The sequence below is a fragment of the Catenulispora sp. MAP12-49 genome (genome assembly GCF_041262705.1).
Lineage (GTDB): Bacteria > Actinomycetota > Actinomycetes > Streptomycetales > Catenulisporaceae > Catenulispora.
Map to the genome: position 1 here is coordinate 1 of NZ_JBGCCP010000050.1, position 20,866 is coordinate 20,866.

21 protein-coding genes and 1 pseudogene are annotated in these 20,866 nt (G+C 63.8%); 13 read left to right on the forward strand and 9 right to left on the reverse strand.

Features of this window, described 5'->3' with window-relative positions:
• Positions 1–107: 107 nt before the first annotated feature.
• Complete coding sequence (locus ABIA35_RS45060) at positions 108–962, reverse strand: 3-hydroxybutyryl-CoA dehydrogenase (protein WP_370362077.1); 855 nt, start codon at positions 960–962, stop codon at positions 108–110.
• Between the two features lie 121 nt (positions 963–1,083).
• Here ABIA35_RS45060 and ABIA35_RS45065 point away from each other — a divergent pair, with 121 nt between their 5' ends.
• Complete coding sequence (locus ABIA35_RS45065) at positions 1,084–2,253, forward strand: acyl-CoA dehydrogenase family protein (RefSeq protein WP_370362078.1); 1,170 nt, start codon at positions 1,084–1,086, stop codon at positions 2,251–2,253.
• Between the two features lie 73 nt (positions 2,254–2,326).
• Here ABIA35_RS45065 and ABIA35_RS45070 read toward each other — a convergent pair whose 3' ends face one another.
• Both ABIA35_RS45070 and ABIA35_RS45075 read right to left on the reverse strand, forming a co-directional pair.
• Positions 2,327–3,292 carry a tyrosine-type recombinase/integrase gene (locus ABIA35_RS45070; protein WP_370362079.1) on the reverse strand — a complete coding sequence of 322 codons (966 nt, stop codon included), beginning with the start codon at positions 3,290–3,292 and terminating at the stop codon, positions 2,327–2,329.
• A 214-nt stretch (positions 3,293–3,506) separates the two neighbouring features.
• Positions 3,507–4,151 (reverse strand): helix-turn-helix domain-containing protein, encoded by a 645-nt coding sequence (locus ABIA35_RS45075; RefSeq protein WP_370362080.1) that lies wholly within the window; start codon positions 4,149–4,151, stop codon positions 3,507–3,509.
• Positions 4,152–4,305: 154 nt separating this feature from the next.
• Here ABIA35_RS45075 and ABIA35_RS45080 point away from each other — a divergent pair.
• The 4 genes and pseudogenes from ABIA35_RS45080 to ABIA35_RS45095 form a co-directional block, all read left to right on the forward strand.
• A pseudogene (locus tag ABIA35_RS45080) lies at positions 4,306–4,461 on the forward strand (helix-turn-helix transcriptional regulator); the annotation flags it as partial.
• 178 nt (positions 4,462–4,639) lie between these two features.
• Positions 4,640–4,813: a helix-turn-helix transcriptional regulator gene (locus ABIA35_RS45085; RefSeq protein ID WP_370362121.1), complete on the forward strand. Its 174-nt coding sequence runs from the start codon at positions 4,640–4,642 to the stop codon at positions 4,811–4,813.
• A 220-nt stretch (positions 4,814–5,033) separates the two neighbouring features.
• The gene (locus ABIA35_RS45090) at positions 5,034–5,255 is read left to right on the forward strand and encodes a hypothetical protein (protein WP_370362081.1); all 222 of its coding nucleotides are present in this window, start codon (positions 5,034–5,036) and stop codon (positions 5,253–5,255) included.
• Between the two features lie 431 nt (positions 5,256–5,686).
• Positions 5,687–6,316, forward strand: a complete 630-nt coding sequence (locus ABIA35_RS45095; protein WP_370362082.1) for a hypothetical protein — start codon at positions 5,687–5,689, stop codon at positions 6,314–6,316.
• 365 nt (positions 6,317–6,681) lie between these two features.
• Here the strand turns inward: ABIA35_RS45095 and ABIA35_RS45100 are convergent, their stop codons facing one another.
• Positions 6,682–7,245: an ImmA/IrrE family metallo-endopeptidase gene (locus tag ABIA35_RS45100; protein WP_370362083.1), complete on the reverse strand. Its 564-nt coding sequence runs from the start codon at positions 7,243–7,245 to the stop codon at positions 6,682–6,684.
• Between the two features lie 4 nt (positions 7,246–7,249).
• A complete protein-coding gene (locus tag ABIA35_RS45105) occupies positions 7,250–7,732 on the reverse strand; it encodes a helix-turn-helix domain-containing protein (RefSeq protein WP_370362084.1) in 483 nt (160 codons plus the stop codon).
• Between the two features lie 204 nt (positions 7,733–7,936).
• Here ABIA35_RS45105 and ABIA35_RS45110 point away from each other — a divergent pair, with 204 nt between their 5' ends.
• The 6 genes from ABIA35_RS45110 to ABIA35_RS45135 are packed head-to-tail and all read left to right on the forward strand — an operon-like array spanning position 7,937 to position 13,532.
• Positions 7,937–8,851, forward strand: a complete 915-nt coding sequence (locus ABIA35_RS45110) for an AAA family ATPase (RefSeq protein WP_370362085.1) — start codon at positions 7,937–7,939, stop codon at positions 8,849–8,851.
• A 26-nt stretch (positions 8,852–8,877) separates the two neighbouring features.
• Positions 8,878–9,309 (forward strand): hypothetical protein, encoded by a 432-nt coding sequence (locus tag ABIA35_RS45115; protein ID WP_370362086.1) that lies wholly within the window; start codon positions 8,878–8,880, stop codon positions 9,307–9,309.
• Between the two features lie 2 nt (positions 9,310–9,311).
• Positions 9,312–9,833: an HORMA domain containing protein gene (locus ABIA35_RS45120; RefSeq protein ID WP_370362087.1), complete on the forward strand. Its 522-nt coding sequence runs from the start codon at positions 9,312–9,314 to the stop codon at positions 9,831–9,833.
• Positions 9,830–10,711, forward strand: coding sequence for a CBASS oligonucleotide cyclase (locus ABIA35_RS45125; protein ID WP_370362088.1), 882 nt, complete (start codon positions 9,830–9,832; stop codon positions 10,709–10,711). Before ABIA35_RS45120 ends, ABIA35_RS45125 begins: the two co-directional genes overlap by 4 nt.
• On the forward strand, positions 10,708–11,628 hold the full coding sequence (locus ABIA35_RS45130) for an S-4TM family putative pore-forming effector (protein ID WP_370362089.1): 921 nt from the start codon (positions 10,708–10,710) through the stop codon (positions 11,626–11,628). The genes ABIA35_RS45125 and ABIA35_RS45130 overlap by 4 nt, the downstream gene beginning before the upstream one ends.
• Positions 11,625–13,532 (forward strand): hypothetical protein, encoded by a 1,908-nt coding sequence (locus tag ABIA35_RS45135; protein ID WP_370362090.1) that lies wholly within the window; start codon positions 11,625–11,627, stop codon positions 13,530–13,532. The genes ABIA35_RS45130 and ABIA35_RS45135 overlap by 4 nt, the downstream gene beginning before the upstream one ends.
• 149 nt (positions 13,533–13,681) lie before the next feature.
• Here the strand turns inward: ABIA35_RS45135 and ABIA35_RS45140 are convergent, their stop codons facing one another.
• Both ABIA35_RS45140 and ABIA35_RS45145 read right to left on the reverse strand, forming a co-directional pair.
• Positions 13,682–14,599 carry a hypothetical protein gene (locus ABIA35_RS45140; RefSeq protein WP_370362091.1) on the reverse strand — a complete coding sequence of 306 codons (918 nt, stop codon included), beginning with the start codon at positions 14,597–14,599 and terminating at the stop codon, positions 13,682–13,684.
• A 1,347-nt stretch (positions 14,600–15,946) separates the two neighbouring features.
• Positions 15,947–17,023: a hypothetical protein gene (locus tag ABIA35_RS45145; protein ID WP_370362092.1), complete on the reverse strand. Its 1,077-nt coding sequence runs from the start codon at positions 17,021–17,023 to the stop codon at positions 15,947–15,949.
• A 523-nt stretch (positions 17,024–17,546) separates the two neighbouring features.
• On the opposite strand from ABIA35_RS45145, the gene ABIA35_RS45150 reads away from it, so the two are divergent.
• Positions 17,547–18,179, forward strand: coding sequence for a hypothetical protein (locus ABIA35_RS45150; RefSeq protein ID WP_370362093.1), 633 nt, complete (start codon positions 17,547–17,549; stop codon positions 18,177–18,179).
• On the opposite strand, the gene ABIA35_RS45155 is transcribed toward ABIA35_RS45150, so the two are convergent.
• Complete coding sequence (locus ABIA35_RS45155; protein WP_370362094.1) at positions 18,176–18,409, reverse strand: hypothetical protein; 234 nt, start codon at positions 18,407–18,409, stop codon at positions 18,176–18,178. The genes ABIA35_RS45150 and ABIA35_RS45155 overlap by 4 nt on opposite strands.
• Positions 18,410–18,516: 107 nt before the next feature.
• On the opposite strand from ABIA35_RS45155, the gene ABIA35_RS45160 reads away from it, so the two are divergent.
• Positions 18,517–20,010: an ATP-dependent endonuclease gene (locus tag ABIA35_RS45160; protein WP_370362095.1), complete on the forward strand. Its 1,494-nt coding sequence runs from the start codon at positions 18,517–18,519 to the stop codon at positions 20,008–20,010.
• 90 nt (positions 20,011–20,100) lie between these two features.
• On the opposite strand, the gene ABIA35_RS45165 is transcribed toward ABIA35_RS45160, so the two are convergent.
• Positions 20,101–20,856, reverse strand: coding sequence for a hypothetical protein (locus ABIA35_RS45165; protein WP_370362096.1), 756 nt, complete (start codon positions 20,854–20,856; stop codon positions 20,101–20,103).
• Positions 20,857–20,866: the final 10 nt, after the last annotated feature.

A 20,866-nucleotide genomic window follows, 5' to 3' on the forward strand; every position in this document is an offset into this window, starting at 1 on the left:
TGTCGAGGTCGGTATTCACACACAGACAACGACACCCTTCGCCATGCCGTCACGCAGGCCCACGACCAGCCCAGCCTTCGGACTCAATCATCTAGAGCTGTGTCCGGCTAGACGCTCGGGTACTCGTAGAACCCGCGCCCGGCCTTGCGGCCCAGGCGTCCGGCCTCGACCATGCGCAGCAGCAGCGCCGGCGGGGTGTACAGGGGCTCCTTGAACTCCTCGTACATCGCCTCGGCGGCGAGCTTGACGGTGTCCAGGCCGATCAGGTCGGACAGCGCCAGCGGGCCCATCGGGTGGGCGCAGCCCAGGACCATGCCCGAGTCGATGTCCTGGGCCGAGGCGAAGCCGCCCTCGGCCATCCGGATCGCGGCCAGCAGGTAGGGGATGAGCAGGGAGTTCACCACGAAGCCCGCGCGGTCCTGGGCGACCACGCCCTGCTTGCCCAGCTGCTCGACGAAGGCCACGGCGCGGGCCTTGGTGTCCTCGCTGGTGGCCAGCGACGGGATGACCTCGACCAGCTTCAGCACCGGGACCGGGTTGAAGAAGTGGACGCCGACCACGTTGTGCGGCCGGGTCGTGGCCGTGCCCAGGCGCATGATCGGGATGGAGGAGGTGTTGGAGGCCAGGATGGCGTCCTCGGGCAGGATCAGGTCCAGCTTGGCCAGCACGGCGGTCTTGACGTCCTCGATCTCGACCACGGCCTCGACCGCCAGCTGCCGGTCGGCGAACTCCTGCAGGTCCTCGGTGAAGCGGATCCGGCCCAGCGCGGCCTCGGCGTCCTGCTCGCTCATCTTGCCGGCCTTGACCGCGCGCTTGAGGGACACCGCGATGCGGTCGCGCCCGCGCTTGAGGCCCTCGGCGTTCTCGTCGGCGACGATCACGTCCAGCCCGCTGCGTGCGCAGACCTCCGCGATGCCCGACCCCATCTGGCCGACGCCGACCACTCCGACTCGTTCGATCACCGATGCCTCCGGTTCCGGTGTTGCGGTTCATGCCGCACTTGTGGTGCGTACCACAGGGTATCGGTGGCACCCGGTGTGGATAATCAAGGGTACCCAGTACCTTCACCCCTAGGAGCGCGCCATGGCCGCCGACTTCGACCTGTTCAAGGTCTCCGAGGAGCACGACCTCCTGCGTGAGGCGGTCCGCTCGCTGTGCGAGGAGAAGATCGCCCCCTTCGCCGCGGACGTCGACGAGCAGGCCCGCTTCCCCCAGGAGGCCCTGGACGCCCTGGTCTCCTCGGACCTCGCGGCCGTCCACGTGGCCGAGCAGTACGGCGGCCAGGGTGCCGACGCCCTGGCCACCTGCATCGTGATCGAGGAGGTGGCCCGCGTATGCGCGAGCTCCTCCCTGATCCCCGCGGTGAACAAGCTGGGCTCGATGCCGGTGATCCTGTCCGGCTCCGAGGAACTGAAGCAGAAGTACCTGACCCCCCTGGCCGCCGGCAGCGGGATGTTCTCCTACTGCCTGTCCGAGCCCGACGCCGGCTCCGACGCGGCGGGCATGAAGACCCGCGCCGACCGTGACGGGGATCACTACGTCCTCAACGGCGTGAAGCGCTGGATCACCAACGCCGGCGTCTCGGAGTTCTACACGGTGATGGCCGTCACCGACCCCACTGCCCGGTCCAAGGGCATCTCGGCCTTCGTGGTGGAGAAGGGCGACGAGGGCGTCTCCTTCGGCGCCCCGGAGAAGAAGCTGGGCATCAAGGGCTCCCCGACCCGCGAGGTCTACTTCGACAACGTCCGCATCCCGGCCGACCGCATGATCGGCGCCGAGGGCACCGGCTTCGCCACCGCGATGCGCACCCTGGACCACACCCGCGTGACCATCGCGGCCCAGGCCCTGGGCATCGCCCAGGGCGCGCTGGACTACGCGTCGAACTACATCAAGGAGCGCAAGCAGTTCGGCAAGCCGATCGCCGACTTCCAGGGCATCCAGTTCATGCTCGCCGACATGGCGATGAAGCTGACGGCGGCCCGCCAGCTGACGTACACCGCCGCGGCGAAGTCCGAGCGCGGCGACAGCGACCTGACGTACTTCGGCGCGGCGGCGAAGTGCTTCGCCAGCGACGTGGCGATGGAGATCACGGTCGACGCGGTGCAGCTGCTCGGCGGGTACGGCTACACGAAGGACTATCCGCTGGAGCGGATGATGCGGGACGCGAAGATCACGCAGATCTACGAAGGTACCAACCAGGTGCAGCGCATTGTGATGGCGCGTCAGGTGCTCGCTGGTGGTCTGAGCTTGTAGTTTGCCGTTATTCGGGTCGATCGACGGTCGGTCTGCGCAGGAGTACGAGAGGCTTTTTCCCGGGCTGTTGCGTCTATGTTGCGTCAGAGACTTTGCGGAGACGCAACCGCCGGCCGTCGATGGCTCGCTTCGCCCGCTCATGGGAGTCGGGCAGAAGGTGGATGTACGTGCGGAGCGTGAATCCGGGATCCGAGTGCCCGAGGTACTCGGCGAGTTCCCGGACGGACACGCCATCCGCTAGGAGCACGCTCGCGTAGTAGTGGCGGAGAGCGTGCATGCCATCCTGCGGGTTGTTGGCGTATCGCTTCCGACCGCGCTTGTCTTTCTTCGGCTCAGGCGCGATCCCCGCCTTAACGAGGCCCGGCCGCCAGATCATCTCGTTGTACAGCCGGGCACGCAGAACCTTGTCGTCCGTCCAGCGGAAGAGAACGTTGTGCGTGACAAGTCTGCCGTCGGGCTTCTCCCACGGGAGCGTGAGCGGTCGAGGCTTGAACTTGGCGATGTGGATGCGCGAGGTCTGCGAAACCCATTCGGGCAGGGGTACGGTGCGCTCCTTGTCGTTCTTCTGCCTCATCCCACAGCCGCCGCCGATGACGGGTATCGCCCGAAGATGGTCGGGATGGCTGTCGATCATGAAGTCGAGCGTCTCGTCAGTCCACGGGATGATCTTCTTCCCGATCCACTTCGGCACCTGGACGATCGGAGACTTGGCGGGGTTCCTCTTGATGGCCTCGTCTGCGACACCCAGGTCCAAGACCCCCTGCAGGATCTGGAAGGCCGTGATGACCGTTGAGGCGCCGTGCTTCTGCGACAGCTCACCAATCCAAGCCTGGATCTCCGAAGGCTTGGCCGCCCGGATCTGCCGCCTGCCGAACTTCGGCTCAACGTGCAGGCGGTACACACTTCTGTATCGGATCTGGCTCGCTGGATCGACAACACGGGAGGAGAGCCAGCGTTCGCCCAGGTTCGAGAACAGGATCTTCCCGGCTTCCGGGTCGAAGTAGTCGCCCCGTATGAGGTCGGTGTCGACCGCCTTCACATGGTTCTCGGCGTCGATCTTCTTCTCGAAGGCCTTTGACTTGGGGTCGCCGTTGTTATCGACCCAACGAGCCAGCCACCGTTTCCCCGTGCCGCCGTATCGATCGGTCTTTACCTTGATGGGGCGTCCGTCTTCGTTTTTGACCGTCCTGAACCATAGGTGGCTACGTGCGCCATGCTGTGCCTTTCTGTCTTCGCTCTGTTGCCGCGAGATGTCAGCTCTCGGCAGGATGATCGTTGTGCTTCAGCTCTTCGCTGGCCTTCCTGAGCAGGCCGAGGACGTCCTCCACGGACGCGCCAGTCGCGAGCGCACCGCCAACCTCGGCGATCACGGCGCTCACCTGTGCATGTGCCTGCTCCGCGACGGCTTGTGCCGAGGCGTGGAACTGGTCGGCTAGCTCCTTCGCGCGGTCCTGAAGGACTGCTCGTCTGAGCTCGTCTATGACTCGGGACGGGTCTGCGACTGCCCTGCTCTCCAGGGCTGTCGAGAAGTACGTCCGCGCATCCCCGTTCGGCAACGGCTGGTCGCCCCGAATCCACTGCGTCAGTAGGTCGGGGTCAGTGATCACCGTTGTGGACGTGACCGCCACTGCCTGGCTTGCGCCAGTCTCCCGCGAAAGCCCGAGCAGATAGGTCGGAGGGACATTGAGGACTGCTGCGAGGCCGAGTAGCTCGTCGACCGTGACGTCGCGTCGGCGCGTACCGTCGGCCGATTTGCGTCCACTCTCGATGTTGGCGAGCACCGAACGTGTTACGGGCAAGCCGGCACGTGCACACTGCTCAGCCAGCTGATCCGCTGACCACCCCCGACGCTTCCGCGCGTCCCGAATCCTGCTCGCGACAAGGTCGCTGACGCTCATTGCCATCGTGGATGGGTATGGCGTTGCATCTGATCCCTGTGTCATATCGACAAGATATGCATCCTGGTTGACACAAGTCAAGAGTCACTGTCAGAGTAGCGCCAGAGCTCGCCAAAACGACTCTAAAATATGTCTAATCTACACAGGAGCCTTCATGGTTGCTATCCAGCGGCTCTGGACTCACGAAGAGACCGCCCAGTTCCTGGGCGTGTCTCCCGCGACCCTCCACCACATGAACTACAAGCGCACGGGCCCTAGGTCATTCAAGGTCGGCCGATACAGGCGATACAACCCGGCTGATGTGCATGCCTGGGCTCAGCGAGCGGGTGCTCGAGCCCGTGCCGGAACCCCGATGCCGAAGCCCAGAGCGATGAGTGCGGCGCCAGAGGTCGAACTCAAGGCGCTTGCGCTCGGGCGGGCGCATCACAACCGAAGCAACCGCACTACAAGAAACGGATCGCGAAGTGAGCGTTTCATCCAACAGCCGTGTGGCGACTCTCCTCAGCCACGCCGAGGCGGCCGGCGTACTGCGCATCTCGGCGAAGACCCTCTACCAGATGAACTGGAAAGGTACGGGGCCTCGAAGGCACAAGGTCGGACGGCACTGTCGATACGACGTCGTGGACCTCCAAGCCTGGCTTACGGACCGGGCGTCGTCATGATTGGGCTTACCTCCTCTTAGGGATCCGGACGCGCCAGTGGACGTCAGTGGCGGACCTCCACCTTGCGCCCGAGCCGTTGGCGCCCGCTCCGACGTTCTGACGCGTCGGGTGCAGCGGATTGTGTGGTGGGCGCGGTGGCCATGGCGAGGCCCACCCCCTCCCTACCGGCCGACTACCCACAGGCGCCAGCCATGGCGCGCAACAACCACGAGGACACAAAGTGCCGATCTTCCCTTTGAACACAGCGGCGGACCTGCGAGACAAGATCGACTGGGAGGGGGGAATCTGCGGAGCGCTCGACTGGGGCCTGACCGCCGACGACATCCCGGCGGAGTGCCGAGCGGAGTGGACTGCCATAGCAGCGCTCTACGAGAAACTCGACGCCCTGTGTGCCGACCTCTACGCCAAGCTCCCGACCCCCGACTACGAGGCCGAGACATAACGATGTGACCGGCAAAACCAAGTAACTTCCCACCGCATATTGAAGGAGACTACTGATGCGCGCTATCCGCATCTACGACCGGTACGCCGAGACTCCGGATGAGTCCTGGATCGGCCGGCGCTGGCACTCGACGAGGAAGGCCAAGTGCGGCTGTTACCTCACCGGCCTTATCTCGGAGACGAGACCAGGAGCTGTCAGGGTTTGGTGGTCGCACTGTTGCGCGCCGCCGGATAGTTGGGAGCCGCTTGAGCGGGGATCGCTCATGAGGCTGTAGGCGGTCAGCTCTGGGCGTGAACCCCCTCAAGGTTCACGCCCACACCCTTTTCCGCCGCTCCAGTCGCCGTGGGGACAGGCTTTCGGATTCGCGTACCCAATAGATAGAGTTCTCAGTCCGGGTCGCTGACCTGCGGATATTGTTGCAGGAGGTAGCTATGGGGGCCGTGGGGCAGTCGATTCCGTCACAGCTTTGCTGTCCGGGCTGTGGCCAGGTCGAGCAGGTGCAACGTGTACCGGCCGCTTACCAGGAAGGCCAGGGCTGGTACGGCGGCACGTCCGCGACCATTGGAGTCGCTGCGGGACGCATTGCGTACGGTTACGGCATTCACGAAGGCGCCACCATTACCGCTCTAGCCAGTGCGCTCGCGCCGGCGCCAGCGCTTCGACGCGTAGGTGGCTTTCTGGCGACGGCGCTGTTCTTCGTGCCTGTGCTCGTGGTCGGTGTGTGGCTCGGATTGACAGTGTCGCGACACGGTGCTCCGGCAAGCTCGAACGGGCTTCAAAAGGGCTCGTACGACTTCGGTGCCTGGATGGTGCCTGCCTTCTTCTCCCTTCCGCTTATCGGATTCCTGGCGGCAGTCGTGGCCCGTGTCCGTCGGAACAGCCGAATCCGTAGCGGCCAATCACGTGCGGTGGGTGTCTGGAGCCATGGCTGCATCTGTCGTCGTTGCGGAGGGGTGTTTTTCCCTGTAGGTACTCCATTGGAGGTGCCGACCGGCCAGGTGATGTCCGTGGCGAGCTTCCGCCGCATCGTGTGGAGCGCGGGCGGCTATGACACGGCATGAGATTGCCAGCTGTAGGTATCGCTGAGAGCGCGACACCGTGCCCGGACCTGAGCACGGGTCTTGGGTGATCGCGAATGACAACCGTGGCTCCAGCAGGCACTTCAGACCGATCTACAGACCTTTGAGCCACGGCCCTGGAGACTTCGGGCCGAACGAAAAGCCGCCAAGGACAAGCGGCGGGCCGCGGAGAAGACCACTATCGTGGTCGGGCTCATCGACGCGCCCTGTGTTCCGAGCGGTACCTGCGGCGCCATGAAGACTGCGTTCGAGATGGCACTCAAGAGCGGGCGGCGGTTACAGCAGGGTGTTGAGGAATCCTGCGCCACATTTACTTGCTCTTCAATACTGGTATAAGCGGGTGCGGATTAAGCGCGCGATCGTGAAGACCGGCGTACTTGAAGTGTGACGCCGCTGGCGTTGAGGCGGAAGCGAGCCATGGGCGCGCTGACCTGGTATCGCTCGGCAATTTTCTCTGCATCGGCTCCTGAGTATGCCTCTCGGAGCAGTAGGGGACGAGGCAGCAGCAGGCAACCAGCCAGCCAGTTTGCTTCCTCTTCCTGCTCAGGATCACACGCGAAGAACGTATGTCCCCCGATCTTTTGGAGTTCACGAAGTCGATGGTCGAGGAGGACGTGGGCCAGCTCGTGGGCAATATCGCTGTTTGTACGGCCTGGCTCATTGAGCGGGTTGTAGACCATGACGGTTCTGCCATCCGGCAGATGGAACGTCGCCGCGGAGAAGGCGCCCGGCTGTAGGCCCTCGAGTTTTTCTAAGGCTGCGCGCCCGACCAGTTCGCTGGCGCTGTAGACCTCGACGCCGAGGCTCTTGGCAAGATCGATGATCTTGAGGGGGTCGGTGGGTCGAAGCCCGAGTTGGGCGCGCTGCCGCTCGGCTAGGCGCTCAGCCTCGGTCTTGAAGCCTCGTCGCACGGTGCTACCTGTCCTCAGCGATGGCAGGGGAGTGAAAGCCTGACTCGAGTTTGGCTTGGATGGTTTCCAGCAGGTCCCCGAGCGCGCGTGCCGCATGCGGGGTGAAGGTGCTAGCGGCACGGAGATGGACCTGGATCGCGTTTTCGGGCTCGGCCATGGTGTCGTAGAGTTCGCGGACCAAGCTGGCGATGCGGTCCGCCGCGGCGTCTGAAAGGTTGGGGTCGCGCGAAAGGTAGTAGGCGATGATCTCTGGCGTGCTTTCGGTGCGGATGCGCGGCGGTTCGAAGAACCGCTCCGGAGGCAGCCCGAGCCACTCGACGATCCGTCGGAAGTTGGCAAGATCGGGCAGGTGGCCCTTTTCGACTCTGGCCAGCGTGTTGAATGGCACCCCGGACGCCTCGGCCGCCGCGCGGAGACTCAGGCCGCGGTCGGCGCGGTGGCGCTGGACGAGCCACTGCAGCGCGGAGACGTCAACTGGTTCATCCACTGGCGCGATCTCCCTTCCTCGTCATACCGCCCAGTAGCGAACGGTATCGCGATCGCACAGCGCCATCCGGATCGCCCCTCGGTCAAAACCGGTTGTACCTTGAACGGTACTGCGCGTACGCTTCGCTGTGAAGGCCGACGCGGCATGCGGGCGACCTGGGCTATCCGGCATGCCCGCGATCGGGCCCTCACTGAAAGTGAACACATGGTCAACCCTCTCTCTTCCGTGCGGCGTCGGATGCTGCCGGATGTCGCGCTGCCGGGTATCGCCGACGTCCGGGCCCTACCGGACCAGCAGTTCGCCGAAGCGTGGGCGAGCATCGAGTTCCCGGCCGACGTCAAAGAGCATCTGCTGCGCACGGTGGTGTCGAAATTCCACCTGCGCCGGGCGGTGCCGTTCGAGGCGATGCCGCTGCACGGCGTCGTGCTGCTGACGGGTGCGCCGGGTGTGGGCAAGACCACCGCGGCCCACGGCCTCGCGGACAAGGTGGCCCGCACGATCGGCGGTTTGGGTGAGTGGGGATTCATCGAGGTCGACCCGCATGCGCTGGCCGGCTCCGCGCTGGGGCGCAGCCAGCGCTCGGTCGAGCAATTGTTCGGCCAGACCCTCGCCGAAGCCGCGGCCGAGGGGCCGCTCGTAGTGCTGCTCGACGAGATCGAGACGCTCGCTACCGACCGCTCTGCACTGTCGATGGAGGCCAATCCGATCGACGTCCACCGCGCAGTCGACGCGGCCCTGGTCGGGATTGACCGGCTGGCCCGGCAGAACAGCAACGTACTGATCATCGCGACCAGCAACTTCCCGAAGGCCATCGATCCGGCTCTGACCTCGCGGGCCGACACGGTGGTAACCGTGCCATTGCCAGACCGCGACATCCGGCGGCGGATCTTGGAGCACAGTGCTGCCGCGGTCGTAGCCGCCTTCCCCGGAGCCGAGCCCTTGCTCGACTCGGGCACTCTGGACGCGGCCGCACGGATGTCGGAGGGTATCGACGGCCGCAGGCTGCGCAAGGCCGTGGCTGCGGCGTGCGCCCAGCGCCCGGAGGCGTTGGGGAACCCCGACAACGTGAGCGGCGAGGACCTGCTGGCCGTGCTGCAGGCGATGAGGGAGGCGCAGTGAGCGTCACAGCTCGCCGCATCGCATCCGTGCCAGCCCGCACTTCGACCCAGACCTGGCACGCGATCATCGCCCTGCTCGCCCCGGAGCAGGGCGACGCCCGGTCTGCGTTGTCGGCGGTCACAGGCGCGTGCTCGGCGATCATCTCGGAGGAGTACACGCGCGACGCCCCGATCGTCGTGCGCCCCGCCACAGGCCCGCAGATCCGTATCTACACGGTCCATGGCCCCGACGTCCCGGAGGCGCTGGAAAGCGAGACGCCCCTGACTGTGCCGTCGCTGACTGGCCGGGAGTGGACGATGTCCGTGCCGTGCGGGGTTGACGACATCGACGACTTCCGCCGCGCTCTGAGCAGGCACCCCTGGATCTCACTGCGGGACCTCACCACGCCGGTCGAGACCGGCAAGTTCATGGAGCCCGCCCAGGGCTCCCTGATTGTCAACCTCGAGGAGCTCCGCTAAGCGTGACTACCAGCGTCCGGGTCAACACGACCACATACGCCACCACACACGTCGCTGCCAACATGATTCGCAGCCTGAAGCAGATCATCCGGGCGAGCGGACTGGACCTTGTGCACCTGGTGGACCAGTGGGAGGTGCTTGAGGCGGGGGTGACCACCTGGCTCCAATCGAAGCACCTGACCGGCCTGGTCCTGGAGGTCTTCGATCCGCGCGAGCGTTCAGCCACAAGCCTGGTGGGACGGTTCGACTTCACGATCGACTATGACTACGGCGCCGACTCCGACGGCGACCTGTGGCTGGACCCCGACATGATCGACTACGTCGTCCGCAAGAACGGCGTCTACCCCGCGCAGTGCCGGTACACCTTTATCGCCAGTACCAAGCCCGGCCGGCCCGCCGTGCCCGGATGGGATGGCACCCAGTTCCGGTCCACCGACCACCTCACCCGGCGCACCGCCGGCACCGCGATCACCGGCGGCGTGATCGGTGCCGCGCTCTCCTACTACACCAGGACCAGCAAATGACCACTGTCGACGACGCCTTCGGCAAGTTCCGCACGCGCTTGGAGACCACGCCCACCGAGAACAGCACCGCCAGCTCCCGCCAGCAGCGCATCCGCGAACAACTGGCCCGCGAGCTCGACATCGTCGAGGACTTCCTGGCAGGGTCCTATCGGCGCCACACCAAGACCAAGCCGCTGCGCGATATCGACATCATGGTGGTGTTGCGGGACACGAACTTTCTGAACCGCGACCCTGGCGCGATCCTGAAGGAGGTGGTGCGGATCCTCGAGCCCTACTACCCGGGCCGTGTGGTCAGCGACCGGCGTGCGGTGCGCGTCGACTTCGGCGTCGACATAGTCGGCGACCTGGAAGGCGAGGTCATCTCCTTCGACGTGGTGCCTGCGTTCGCCGACGGTGACAACTACCTAATCCCCGACGACGTGCTGGGGCGCTGGATCCCCACCAACCCGCGGATCCACGCCGAGCTGGCGACCCAGGCGAACAAGGACTTCGACGAGCAGTGGAAGCCGCTCATCAAGATGATCAAGAAGTGGAACCAAGTGAACGGCTCGCCGGTCGAGCCTGGTTTCCTGCTGGAGGTCATGGCTCTGGACATCTTTTCCGGCCCGTGGACCGGCCGTCACCCGCATGAATTGCGGGAGTTCTTCGCCACGGCCGCCGACCGCATCGACGAAGGCTGGCCCGATCCGGCCAGCCTTGGCCCGGACGTCTCCGACGTTCTGGATACCGACCCCGCCAAGATGGCCGCGGCCCGCCGGGCGCTGAAGGCAGCCGAGGCCGCCTGCACCCGGGCTATCCAGCACGACGGCGCCGGTCGGACGGGCGAGGCTCTGGCCGAGTGGCAGCGGCTTTTTGGCCCGCTGTTCGCGAAGTCATGACCGGCCAGGGCTACCCGGTGTCGCCGGGCCAGGGTGCTGACATCAGCACCCGGCAGAACGAACCCGACCACCTGCGCAGACTCTGCGCCTACAGCCACCTGTACAACGCGGCGCAGCGGTGGCGGCGCCTGCGCGCGACGGGCACGCTCGCGCTGGCCTCCGTCGCCCCGGTGCTCGCCGTGTTCGTGCCCTCCTACACCGACATCCTCGCGGCCGTCAGCGCCGGATGGCTCGTCATCGGTCGCACCGTGCTGACCCGACTCGAGCAGCACGCCCGCGGCGACGCGGTGCGCGCACACGAACTCTACGACACCAAACTGTTCTACCTGCCGTGGAACCAGGCTCTCGCCGGCCGCCCGCCATCCCCGGACGACATCGTTCGGGCCGCCCAGCACATCTCCGAACACGACCGCTACCTCGACTGGTACAGCATCGACCTCGGCGACACCCCGTGGCCTGCAGATGTGCTGCTGTGCCAGCGGCAGAGCATGGTCTGGAGTCGCAGCGACCACCGCTCCTACAGCAACGCCATCCTGGCCGCCGGTCTGGCCTGGTTTACCGCCGGCCTCGCAGTTGCAATCATCAAAGACCTGTCACTGGCCGACTACTTGATCAAGATCTTTCTGCCCTGCGCGCCGGCGTTTCTGGACACCTCTGAGCTCGCTCATGAGCACCGCCTGCACTCGGTTGCCCGCGAGCAGTCCGAGAACGACATCCACGACCTGTGGGAGAAGTACGGGGGTGACCCGGCGACCCTGCCAGTCGCCGAGACCCGCCGTATCCAGGACTCGGCATTCCTGTTGCGCCGCACCGGGCCGCGCGTGCCGAGCTTCTACTACCGGATGCGACGCGGCGCCTCGAACCAGGCCACTGTGGGAGCGACCGTTGAGCTCACGACCCCGGAGACCGCCAGATGACCCAGCGCCATGGCCTATTCGTGCCTGCGGTGGCATCGCCGGCGACCGCCCAGCCGTCGGGAAGCGGCTTGATCGTTCCCGATGGATCCTGGGCCGCGCCGTTGCTTGGGCTTGTTCCTGTGCCGGCCGACTCCGAGTGGCCCGAAGACCTGATGAAGGTCTACCTAACCGCGAGGGACTACCTCGATCCGGCCGCGGCCGCAATCGGCATTCCGACAGAAGCCGCAGCCACGTGGAATCCCCAGCAGTGGCGTGTGGCCATTGTGCGCCAGCACCAGCGCGAAGAGCTCATCTGCGTGCTGGCGGCGCTGAACCACGCCATGTTCAACGACGAGCACATGAAGCATCACTTCGAGAAGTTCCTTTCCCGGATCAGTCCTCAGATGGCGGCCTTCGTCTCCGCAGCTATGGATGGAACCTTCGATGGGCAGCCAAGGTCCTTCCTCTCGCGGCAAGGTGTACTGAGGGCCTTGCGGGACGTACTAGTCACAAACCACACGCAGGCACCTGCGACCGACGACATCGACACCGTGGTACGCCACATCGATGTCGAGACGGCCGCCGTGGTATTGGTCCACTTGGCGGCCGGAGAGATGGGGCGCGAGCGCGACTCCGATCAGGAGCGATTCGCCGGTATGCCGGCGACCCTGGCGATGGAGATGGTCGCTAACAATTACTTCAACGCGGTCGGGGATCCCGGATCTGCACTAGCCCGTACCTGGTCGCTGTGGAACGACTACGGGACCCGCGTCACTGGGATCCCGATGCGGAAATCTCCGCCGGAGATGCTGGAAGAAGCCGCAGGGATCGGCTTCGGCGACCTGACGGCCCTCGGCTTCGCCTACTACGCTCATGCGATCTCACGAAAGCCAGACGGCCCAGTCCGCGTCAACGCCTTCACCAACATCCCCATCGATCGCGCGACGATCGAGACATTTCTATCGAGGTTCGCCTGGACGCTCGACGGGCTGGGCGACCAGTTGTCCGGCTGTACCCGCAGCTGGCAGATGCTGCCGATCCAGGACCGCCCGATGGTCCGCATCGGTAACGACGTGGTTGTGCTCGATGAGCAGTACCTGGTCGAGCGGATCACACGCGGCTTGTACTGGCTCGTCCACGATCACGAAAAGGCGGTTCACGGCGACACGGAACGCGTGCGCTGGACTCAGATCTACGGGCAGATGATTGAGCGCAGGGTCGAAGACCAGATCCGGCGACTCGCACCGGCCTTGATTGGCGGTGGCGACACGTTTTTCACCGAGGAAACATTGCAGGATGCATTTCCTGGCACCAGGAACGTCGACACTGGCATCGACTTCGGCCGGGTCGTTGTCTTGGCCGAGGTGGTCAGTGCCGAAGCCAGCGTCCCCACTCGTGAAGGAGGCGACATCGCCGCGTTCAAGCGCGACGTGGAACGGATCTTCATCAAGAAGGCCCGGCAGCTGGATGTCTCGGCAAAAAACCTAGCGCGTGACCCCCAGCCGTTGAACTCGCCATTGACCGCGCCGGCGAGACGGGTCGTCCCAGTCGCGGTGCGCGGCGGGCAGTTCCCGATCAACCCAGTGACCCGTCGCTACGTCAAAGAGTGCCTTGCCGCCGAAAACCTGCTCCAGGACACCAGGACGATCGCTGACTTCGCCTTGATCGATTTGGAGGATCTCGAGAATTGCGAAGCACTGAGTGAAAAGCGCGGGGCGACGTTCCCCGACGTGCTCGAGGGCTGGGCCTCCTCTCGTTATCGCGACACCTCCCTGCGCAGTTACCTGATCCAAGCCCTGGATATTGGTCAACTGGGCAGACCGACGCACCTGCAGGACGAACTCGACCAAGCTTTCACTGGCCTTGGAAACCGCCTTAGGGCACTGTGGCACCGCCCACATGACCTAACGGCGACCGACGAATAGGGGTAAGAAGAGCAATCGTGGCTGTTTCCGCTGTGATCGCTGCGGATGCACTCCGGGGCCAGTTCCGACCGGTTAACTGCTTCACCTTGGCGCTTTCCGGTAAGTTGTCTGAGCGCGGGCGGCTACGTCCATGTATCCTGACCGCTCAGCTATGCAAAATGGCCGCCCCACATTCGCGCGGCCATGAGGTTCAGGACTGCTTTTTCCTTCCCTTCACCCAGCTGGTCGCGATCCTTCGTTGCGTCGGCGGGGCGTTTGCTTCGTGGCCAGGAGAGTGGCGACTTCGGCTCGCGTCCGATAATCGTGGAGTCTAGGGCAAACATGCCCAGCATATTCATCAAGCCACTTACTGCTAAAGGCACAAGCTCGGCCTCGGTGAGATGGCCCAGGATGATTCTCCAGTTTCCCCGGGCGTTTTCCATGATCTCTGTGGTTAACGATCCACTTGCGACGAATCGGCCTGCAGCGACGCGGCACTCAAGCTCGAACAAGTAGCCTTCGGCCGAATCCCAGAACGACCTGCCGCGCGAGTAAGAAACCTCCAGATAGAGGTCCCTTGGCTCAAATAGCGGCGCTGCCTTGGCTAGGAGAAGATCTCGGTTGCAATGGCCAACATAAAACGTGTCGCGTACCGCGTAAAGCAGCTCTCGCCGGTTGCGGGTGGTTCCTAGCCGCGGATCGCTTAGCGGTTCGATTAGGCGTCGCGCTTGTTGAAGCGCTTGCTGCTTGCTACCTCTAGGGTCTCCGACGTAGGTAAGGATTGCGCGGAGCGCCTGCCGTGTGGGAACCAAGTGGCCGTCGAACATCCACGTCATCAGTGGGAGCTGTGCGATTTCAGAGATTCTGGGCTGTGCGGACCGCGTTTTCAGCTCCGCCAGGAAGAGTGACCGTTGGAAATCGTCGTACAGCCCCTTTTCGGAACCGGTCCGCCCTGTACGGCGGCGTTTCGGACGGTCTAGCAGCCCTTTCGAGACCCAGTCGTGCACAAGTCTTGGAGTGACAGAGTAGCCAGCCCTGGCTGCGTCCTCTACAAGATCGTCAATGGTGCCTGGTTCAGTGAACTCCACCCTTGGAAAATACACCTCGCTAGGTGCGTCCTGCGGAAGTTACACCAGATCTGATGGCTCTCGCGGAGGTTACACCGGATCCGCTGGCTATGCGGCAGCAAAGTGGCTTCTCTGGACCTGCCGAATGCCTAAGCTCGTTGGCGATGGAGCGTAAGCGTCATCTGCATCACGCTGACGCGTTTAGCGACGAGGAGCGGTCGTGGTATCTGAGGACAAGAACATGGCGGATCTCCCGGAAATGCGGGCGTTAAGCCGAAGGCGGCCAGGCCAGGCGAAGAAGTACAAGAAACTGATCTTGCATAACGCCCTTCGAGGGCTCGCGTCTGCTGCCGGGGTCGCAATCTTCAAGGGCTTGGCTCATTGGTTGCGCTGTTTGTGACTTGGGACTGCTGAGCTTTGGTTTGAGTGTGTGCTACTCGTCAATTTTCTAGGTTCCCGTTGCAGCCGTTGCTCTTCAGGCCTGTGCCTGCATTGCCGTTTTGATTCCCAGCAAGTTGTCGGCACCCGCGTCGCATAGTCCTGTTGCTTTCCTCGCGCCGGAGCGGGTTTCGGCCGAGGGTCGGAGCGTGCTCGCGCAGCAGATCGGCACCGAAGTCGCGGTTTGACAGTGTGACACCGTCGTAGTCGACGTAGTTCTCGCTATAGCTGTAGACGACGCCTCAGCAATGCTGACCAGCAGCGCGACGATCGCGGGCCGGTCAGGGGTCGCGATGTCGCTAGCCAAATCGAGTAGGAACGGGAGGGTAGCCACGGTGCAGCTCGTTACGTCGCCTTGGTGATGTACCGCGCTGCAAAAGCGGCTCAGGGCCCTGTCCCGCACGTCGGCGTCGGGCGAGGCCAACTGCTCCAACAGCTTCGGCACCTCCTCGGCGGTGCCGGAGGCGTGGTGCATGGACGACCAGTCGATGTCCGCAAGTCCAGGAAGCATGGGCGGCACTATGCCCGGCCACGCCGACAAGCCGCCACACCGGGGCCACGGCCGGCGCGCGACCGACGTCGGCGGCCGTGCCTACGATCGGCGCGTTTGCAGCATTCCCACCGATCTTGCGTAGGCCCAACTCGGGCGCAAGCCCTGTGGGAAAGCGAAAGATTCAGCGGGAACCTACAATTGTAGGATCTCAAGATCCTTTTCGTTCGATCTTGATGCGAACTGGGCGAATGGCGAATTTCTCGTCGACTTTTCGCCCGCTCCTTCTCATTGATCTTTCGTTTTCTTCGGCCACAAGCAGCATCTCGCGGTCTGCTTCGAGCGAGGGGACGGTGCTAGAGACGCGCGTGACCTACAGCGGCCCGACACCAATTCGAAGGCCACATCGAGCAGACCCGGTAGGGCCGAGTCTGCGGCGACTACGGCGAGTACGGCACGACGGCATTCAAGCGTCGCGCCCGACGTATGAGGTACGACAAACTCCTGGGGATGCCTTCTCCTAGCTCCACCTCCATCGGTCCGCGCCAGTAGCTTGCCGTCCTCTCGTCAGTCCAGTCCTCATCCCAGCCACTGCTCGGAACAGGCGTCGTCCACGTCGCGATGTCATCACGGCTTTCGAACACCGCGCCCTGAACCACGTGCTGAATGTCCTCTGTGCGGTCCACCGTGTTCGCCAAGACATCACCCACGACGTACGGGTACCCGGCTGCTACATCGCGACCAAGCTGCTCCGCAGTCTCAACGAACGGCGCGTAGGAGAGTCTTCCTACAAACGTGTGGCCAAGGACGTACCGAGTCCCACCTACAGTGAGCTGGCCACAGATGACTCGCACGTCGCCGTTGGGCCGGCGCTCGTCCAGCCATGCGCGCGCGGCTTTCTCGTCGGAGGGTTCCTCAGGGTGGAGACGATCGCTCACGCCGGGTTGGCTCATCAGTGGGAATCCGGTCCACTCACCCCGCTGGTCCCGGTGAGAGATATCGGGGGCGACGTCGGAGAAGAAGCTCAGAGTATCGAGCATCGTGTCGGTGACATTCTTACCCAGCAACAGTGCATCGTAGTCCGCTTTGAGTTGTTGCGTGCTCGGACGCAGTTGGGCATGCACTGTGGCAGGTACTTCATCCCAGAACGTGTAGATTCGCAGACCGAGAATGCCCCCGATAAGCACGTGCTCATCCCTGGGGCGAATCACGTGGGCGAGGTGCTGGGCAACGTTCCGCACGTACTTCACGCCTCGGATGACACCCGTGCCGGGGTGGCTACCTGAGCTCGTGATGCTGCCGTATGTCACAGAGTCACTCACGCTGTTCGTCAGCAGATCGTTGACGGTCTGAGCGGCGACGAGGAACCTACGCACGGGCGTACCGAGATCGTCGATGCTGTTGTTGCGGGCGGTCTGCCCGTAGTAGTCAGCGGCGGCCGTCTGCGCGTCGCGCATGGCCGCTTGGAGCGCGGGGAGTTCGCCGGACGCAATGGTCACATGCGCGGAAAGGGCCACAAGGTCTCCTCTGTCAGAACCACGGTATCGAGTGAACGCTCCGCGCTCGCCCGCGACCCACTGCGCACCAGGCTCATACGACGACCATCACGCCGTCCCACGATCAACAGGCGCAGGCACACGTCAGCGGTCACCCCAGCAGCCCAGCCATCAGACACCAACGAGTGACCCGCCGACGACCCCATCGGCGATGCGATTCTCACCGACCTTGCGCATGCGCAAGGTGGGCGCAGAATCAGTGAGAAGGCGCAACCCAACACGAGAACCTACAACAATCAATAAGCTGGTGGAGTGCAAGTATTCGAAACCGGTCGTATTCTTTCGGGAGGCCCCGACCGGATTCGCGCTGGCAGCTACGCGCATCAGGGTACGGGCAGTCGCCTGTTCAGCCGAGCAGGTAGCAGGCCACGGCGGTCCTTAGGGGAGATCACCTTTCATGGCGACCTGGCAACTCAGACCAGCCGAACATCCTGATCTGTCGGACTCGTTGACGCACTTCACGGGGCGCGCTAGGGAGTCAGCGATGGTGGCGCAGTCCATCCGGGAACTCAGTCCGAAAGAGAGGCTGGACAGCATCCTCACAACCGGTGAGCTATGGCCGTCCGTGACGTATTCTGGCGGGCTGCCCGCTGTCTGCTTCACCGAGAGCACGTTCGCTGGCCTGGAGTACCTCATTGGCGAGCAGGGATTCCAACCCTGGGGTCTGGTTCTGGACCGGCAGTGGGTGTTCGACCAGGGCGGCGCCCCGGTCTGGCATTTTCGATCGCAATATGAGGCCGAGGTCAGAGGGCTTAGCCCTCGACTACAGACTTGGGCCGTCCGACTCGACTCGAATCCGGACCGGCCATCAGATTGGCTACACGAACGTGAATGGCGTATCCCCTGCGAGTCTGGCGTCGAGGCGCTTGTCATCGACCCCGCCGCGGTCCGGACGGTGATCGTCGGCGACCCGTCGTGGCGACCCAACGAGGTTGAACACGAAGCCAGGATGCCTGTCGATGAGAACGGTACTGAGGCGTTTGACCTCAGTATGGCCGTCGGTGAGGTGGTGGACTCCTGGATGGGACAGCCAGACTGTTGGGCGGGTAAACCCCGTCTGTGTTGGACGACTGGGCCTGGGTCACCGGGACTGTCGGAACTGTCAATCTATGGCTAGCCCGTTGTCTGGTCGAAGTCCGGGATCGGGTGCCGTGCATTCGGATTCGGCCGAACAGCCATCTGGAAGGGGAATGCGTGGTCGATCCACAGTAGCGCGGCCAGGTCCAGCGGCATCGACCATGGCTCCACCGGGCCCATCGAACGGTCACCGGTTCGGAGATGAAAGTGTCGCCGCCAGAACTGCAACGCGATCGTGGGGACTTCCGCGCCTTCAAGCGCGTAGTCCACGTTCTCTAGTGTCACGCCGGGTCTCTCAAACCGGTCGACGAATGATGAGGGCTCTGCGAAACTCGGGATGACTTGGTGGCACGGACGGCAGAGCAGTGGAAGTTGGGGTGAATGTGGCCAGCGGCATGGATCGCCGCGTCCGGGTATGGGAACGCCTCAAACAAGACCCCAGCAACGGCATTACGGATGTCACGATCGAGCGGTCCCCCGTGCTCGCACGCCAGGATATTCGCTTCGGGCAGCTGACCGTCGTGACCGGAACGCACGGGGTCGGCAAGTCCTACCTGCTTCGCAGCATCGCGGCACTGTTGCCGCGCGGCTACGGCTTCCCTATGGGACCACCGTTCTTCAGCCGTAGTCGTTCCAACGAAGGCGTGATCGACGGGCGGTTCACAGCCACCTACCTCAACGACGAGACCCCGCATAAATGGACCGTCGATCTCGGCGAAGTGAGGCCAGATGCTTTCGCCGAAGCACCACTCAGCGAGCTTGGCGAGCAGGCGCCATGGACTCGCTACGTCGAACCGTCTTTGATGTTCTCCGAGTACTCGGTGCTCTTCCAGAACTTCGAATCAGCCGACCGGCTTCCCTCGCGTCGGCTGGATCCGCTTCGGCACGAAGAGCTCGAATATCTGCGTGATATCCTCGGCCGACGCTATGAGTCCTTCGACTGGCGCGAGCTCAACACAGAACCGAGCCTCGACGACGACTACTATTGGGTACCCCATGTCAAGGCAATAGTCGACGGTCGGGCCGTCACCAGCACTCAAATGAGTTCCGGGGAACTGTGGGTTCACTACGTTCTCTGGTCGCTTCGCACGGCTGGTCCCGAGCAGATCATCCTCATCGACGAGCCCGAGGCGTTCCTATCGCCAGCCGGCCATCGGCCGTTCCTTGATGAGATCGCGCGGCTGACGCTGGCGAACAAGGCTCAGACGATCGTCGCCACCCACTCAGCAGCGATGATCGCCCGTACGCCAGCGAGTATGATCCGGGTCCTGGCACCGGGATTAGAGGGCGCGCAGATCGTCAGCCCGTCGAGCCCGGCATCTGCGCTGCGTATGCTCGGCCATGCTCCAGGACTGGCAGGAATCGTGCTCGTAGAAGACGACCTGGCACGTCGGATTATACAAGCCTTTCTCGCCCGTATCGACAGTCATCTGGCTCACCGCGTAGACGTCATCGACAGCGGTGGCAAGGACCAAGCCCTCGCCACCGCACGGATAATGCAGAGATCGTCAAGGCTCGGCGTTTGTGTCGTCCTCGACGGTGACCAGCGCACCGCGAACATCGATCACAACGGCATAACTTTGGCTTACCTTCCAGGCAATGAGCCCGACGAGGCGATCCTTGCCGCTGTGCGCGCCAACCCGGACCGACTCGCCGAGCGGGCCGCCCTCAACTCGGACGACGTCACCGTGGCCCTCGACGCGCTCAGGTTCCACCCGCATCAATACTGGTTCGCGAAGCTCGCTGGATCGCTAGGCATCAAGGAAGAGGAGGTCGTCAACCACCTGATCTTCCTGTGGCTTCAAGACGACGCCGTTCATGAGGAGGCTACGCAGATCATTCGGAAGATCGCAGAGGCTTTGGTCAACTAGACACAGGTTCGTGAAACATGAGAACTACTGGCTGACGGGTCCCTCATCGTCCGTGCGATGTCGCGGCGAAAAGTGGCTCCACCTCCCGGCCTAAATGGCCCAACCTGGATCCCCGAGTGTCTTGGCGATGATATCCGTCGTGGCGCCCCCTTCCCTCGACGCTTTCTCGGCCAGCTCGATCAGCTGGGGCCAGCGGCTAAGGAACATCTTGATCAGATTTCCCCTCACGGCCTCGATAGCGATCACGTCACCCTCCCAGTCCCCCGGTTCCTGCACGTTCCCGTACAGGTACGCGGTAGGTCGGGGAGTAGGGAAGCACATCAGGTCGTAGTGGTCATCCGCAGCGGTGATTTGGGCGTGGCATACATTCAGCGGATCCTCCCGGAGCCTCCGGCCATTAACAGTCGTGAGCTCCAGCCATGTCTCGGCAGCAACCCATCCGCCTAGTGCCAACAACGCGACCTCGCGTGCTGTGCGCGGTAGTTCGCGCCATTCGGCATGCGCAAGCCTGTGAAGGTCCGTTCTGCCTTCCAGGAGTTCCGCCGAAGAGTTGATCACGATCTTGCCGTACGCCATGCCAACGGCATGCATGGCGAAGGTATGCCCGGCCTCGTGAATGGCCAAGTGCGTCCGCTGCTGGTCAGCCGTCAGGCCGCAGCCGCGATCCAGATATCGAGACACAACGGCTTCGGGGAGGTAACGGGTGAGGGCCTCGCTCCCGCCGTTCGATTTCCAGCACTGCCATGGCGCGCCCAGGACACGGGTGTTTCCGCTCTCTGCGACCGCTTTGTCATAGGCCATGCCGCCCATGATGACATCGGTGGGACGTGCGGCGGCCTTGCTCACGCTGTACGCC

What these genes read in the sequence shown, in the direction of transcription:
- ABIA35_RS45135 (WP_370362090.1), top strand. Translation starts at nt 11,625, where the DNA reads ATGACCCAGCGCCATGGCCTATTCGTGCCTGCGGTGGCATCGCCGGCG.
- ABIA35_RS45095 (WP_370362082.1), top strand. Translation starts at nt 5,687, where the DNA reads ATGGGGGCCGTGGGGCAGTCGATTCCGTCACAGCTTTGCTGTCCGGGC.
- ABIA35_RS45150 (WP_370362093.1), top strand. Translation starts at nt 17,547, where the DNA reads ATGGTGGCGCAGTCCATCCGGGAACTCAGTCCGAAAGAGAGGCTGGAC.
- ABIA35_RS45125 (WP_370362088.1), top strand. Translation starts at nt 9,830, where the DNA reads ATGACCACTGTCGACGACGCCTTCGGCAAGTTCCGCACGCGCTTGGAG.
- ABIA35_RS45110 (WP_370362085.1), top strand. Translation starts at nt 7,937, where the DNA reads ATGGTCAACCCTCTCTCTTCCGTGCGGCGTCGGATGCTGCCGGATGTC.
- ABIA35_RS45065 (WP_370362078.1), top strand. Translation starts at nt 1,084, where the DNA reads ATGGCCGCCGACTTCGACCTGTTCAAGGTCTCCGAGGAGCACGACCTC.
- ABIA35_RS45130 (WP_370362089.1), top strand. Translation starts at nt 10,708, where the DNA reads ATGACCGGCCAGGGCTACCCGGTGTCGCCGGGCCAGGGTGCTGACATC.
- ABIA35_RS45075 (WP_370362080.1), bottom strand. Translation starts at nt 4,151, where the DNA reads ATGAGCGTCAGCGACCTTGTCGCGAGCAGGATTCGGGACGCGCGGAAG.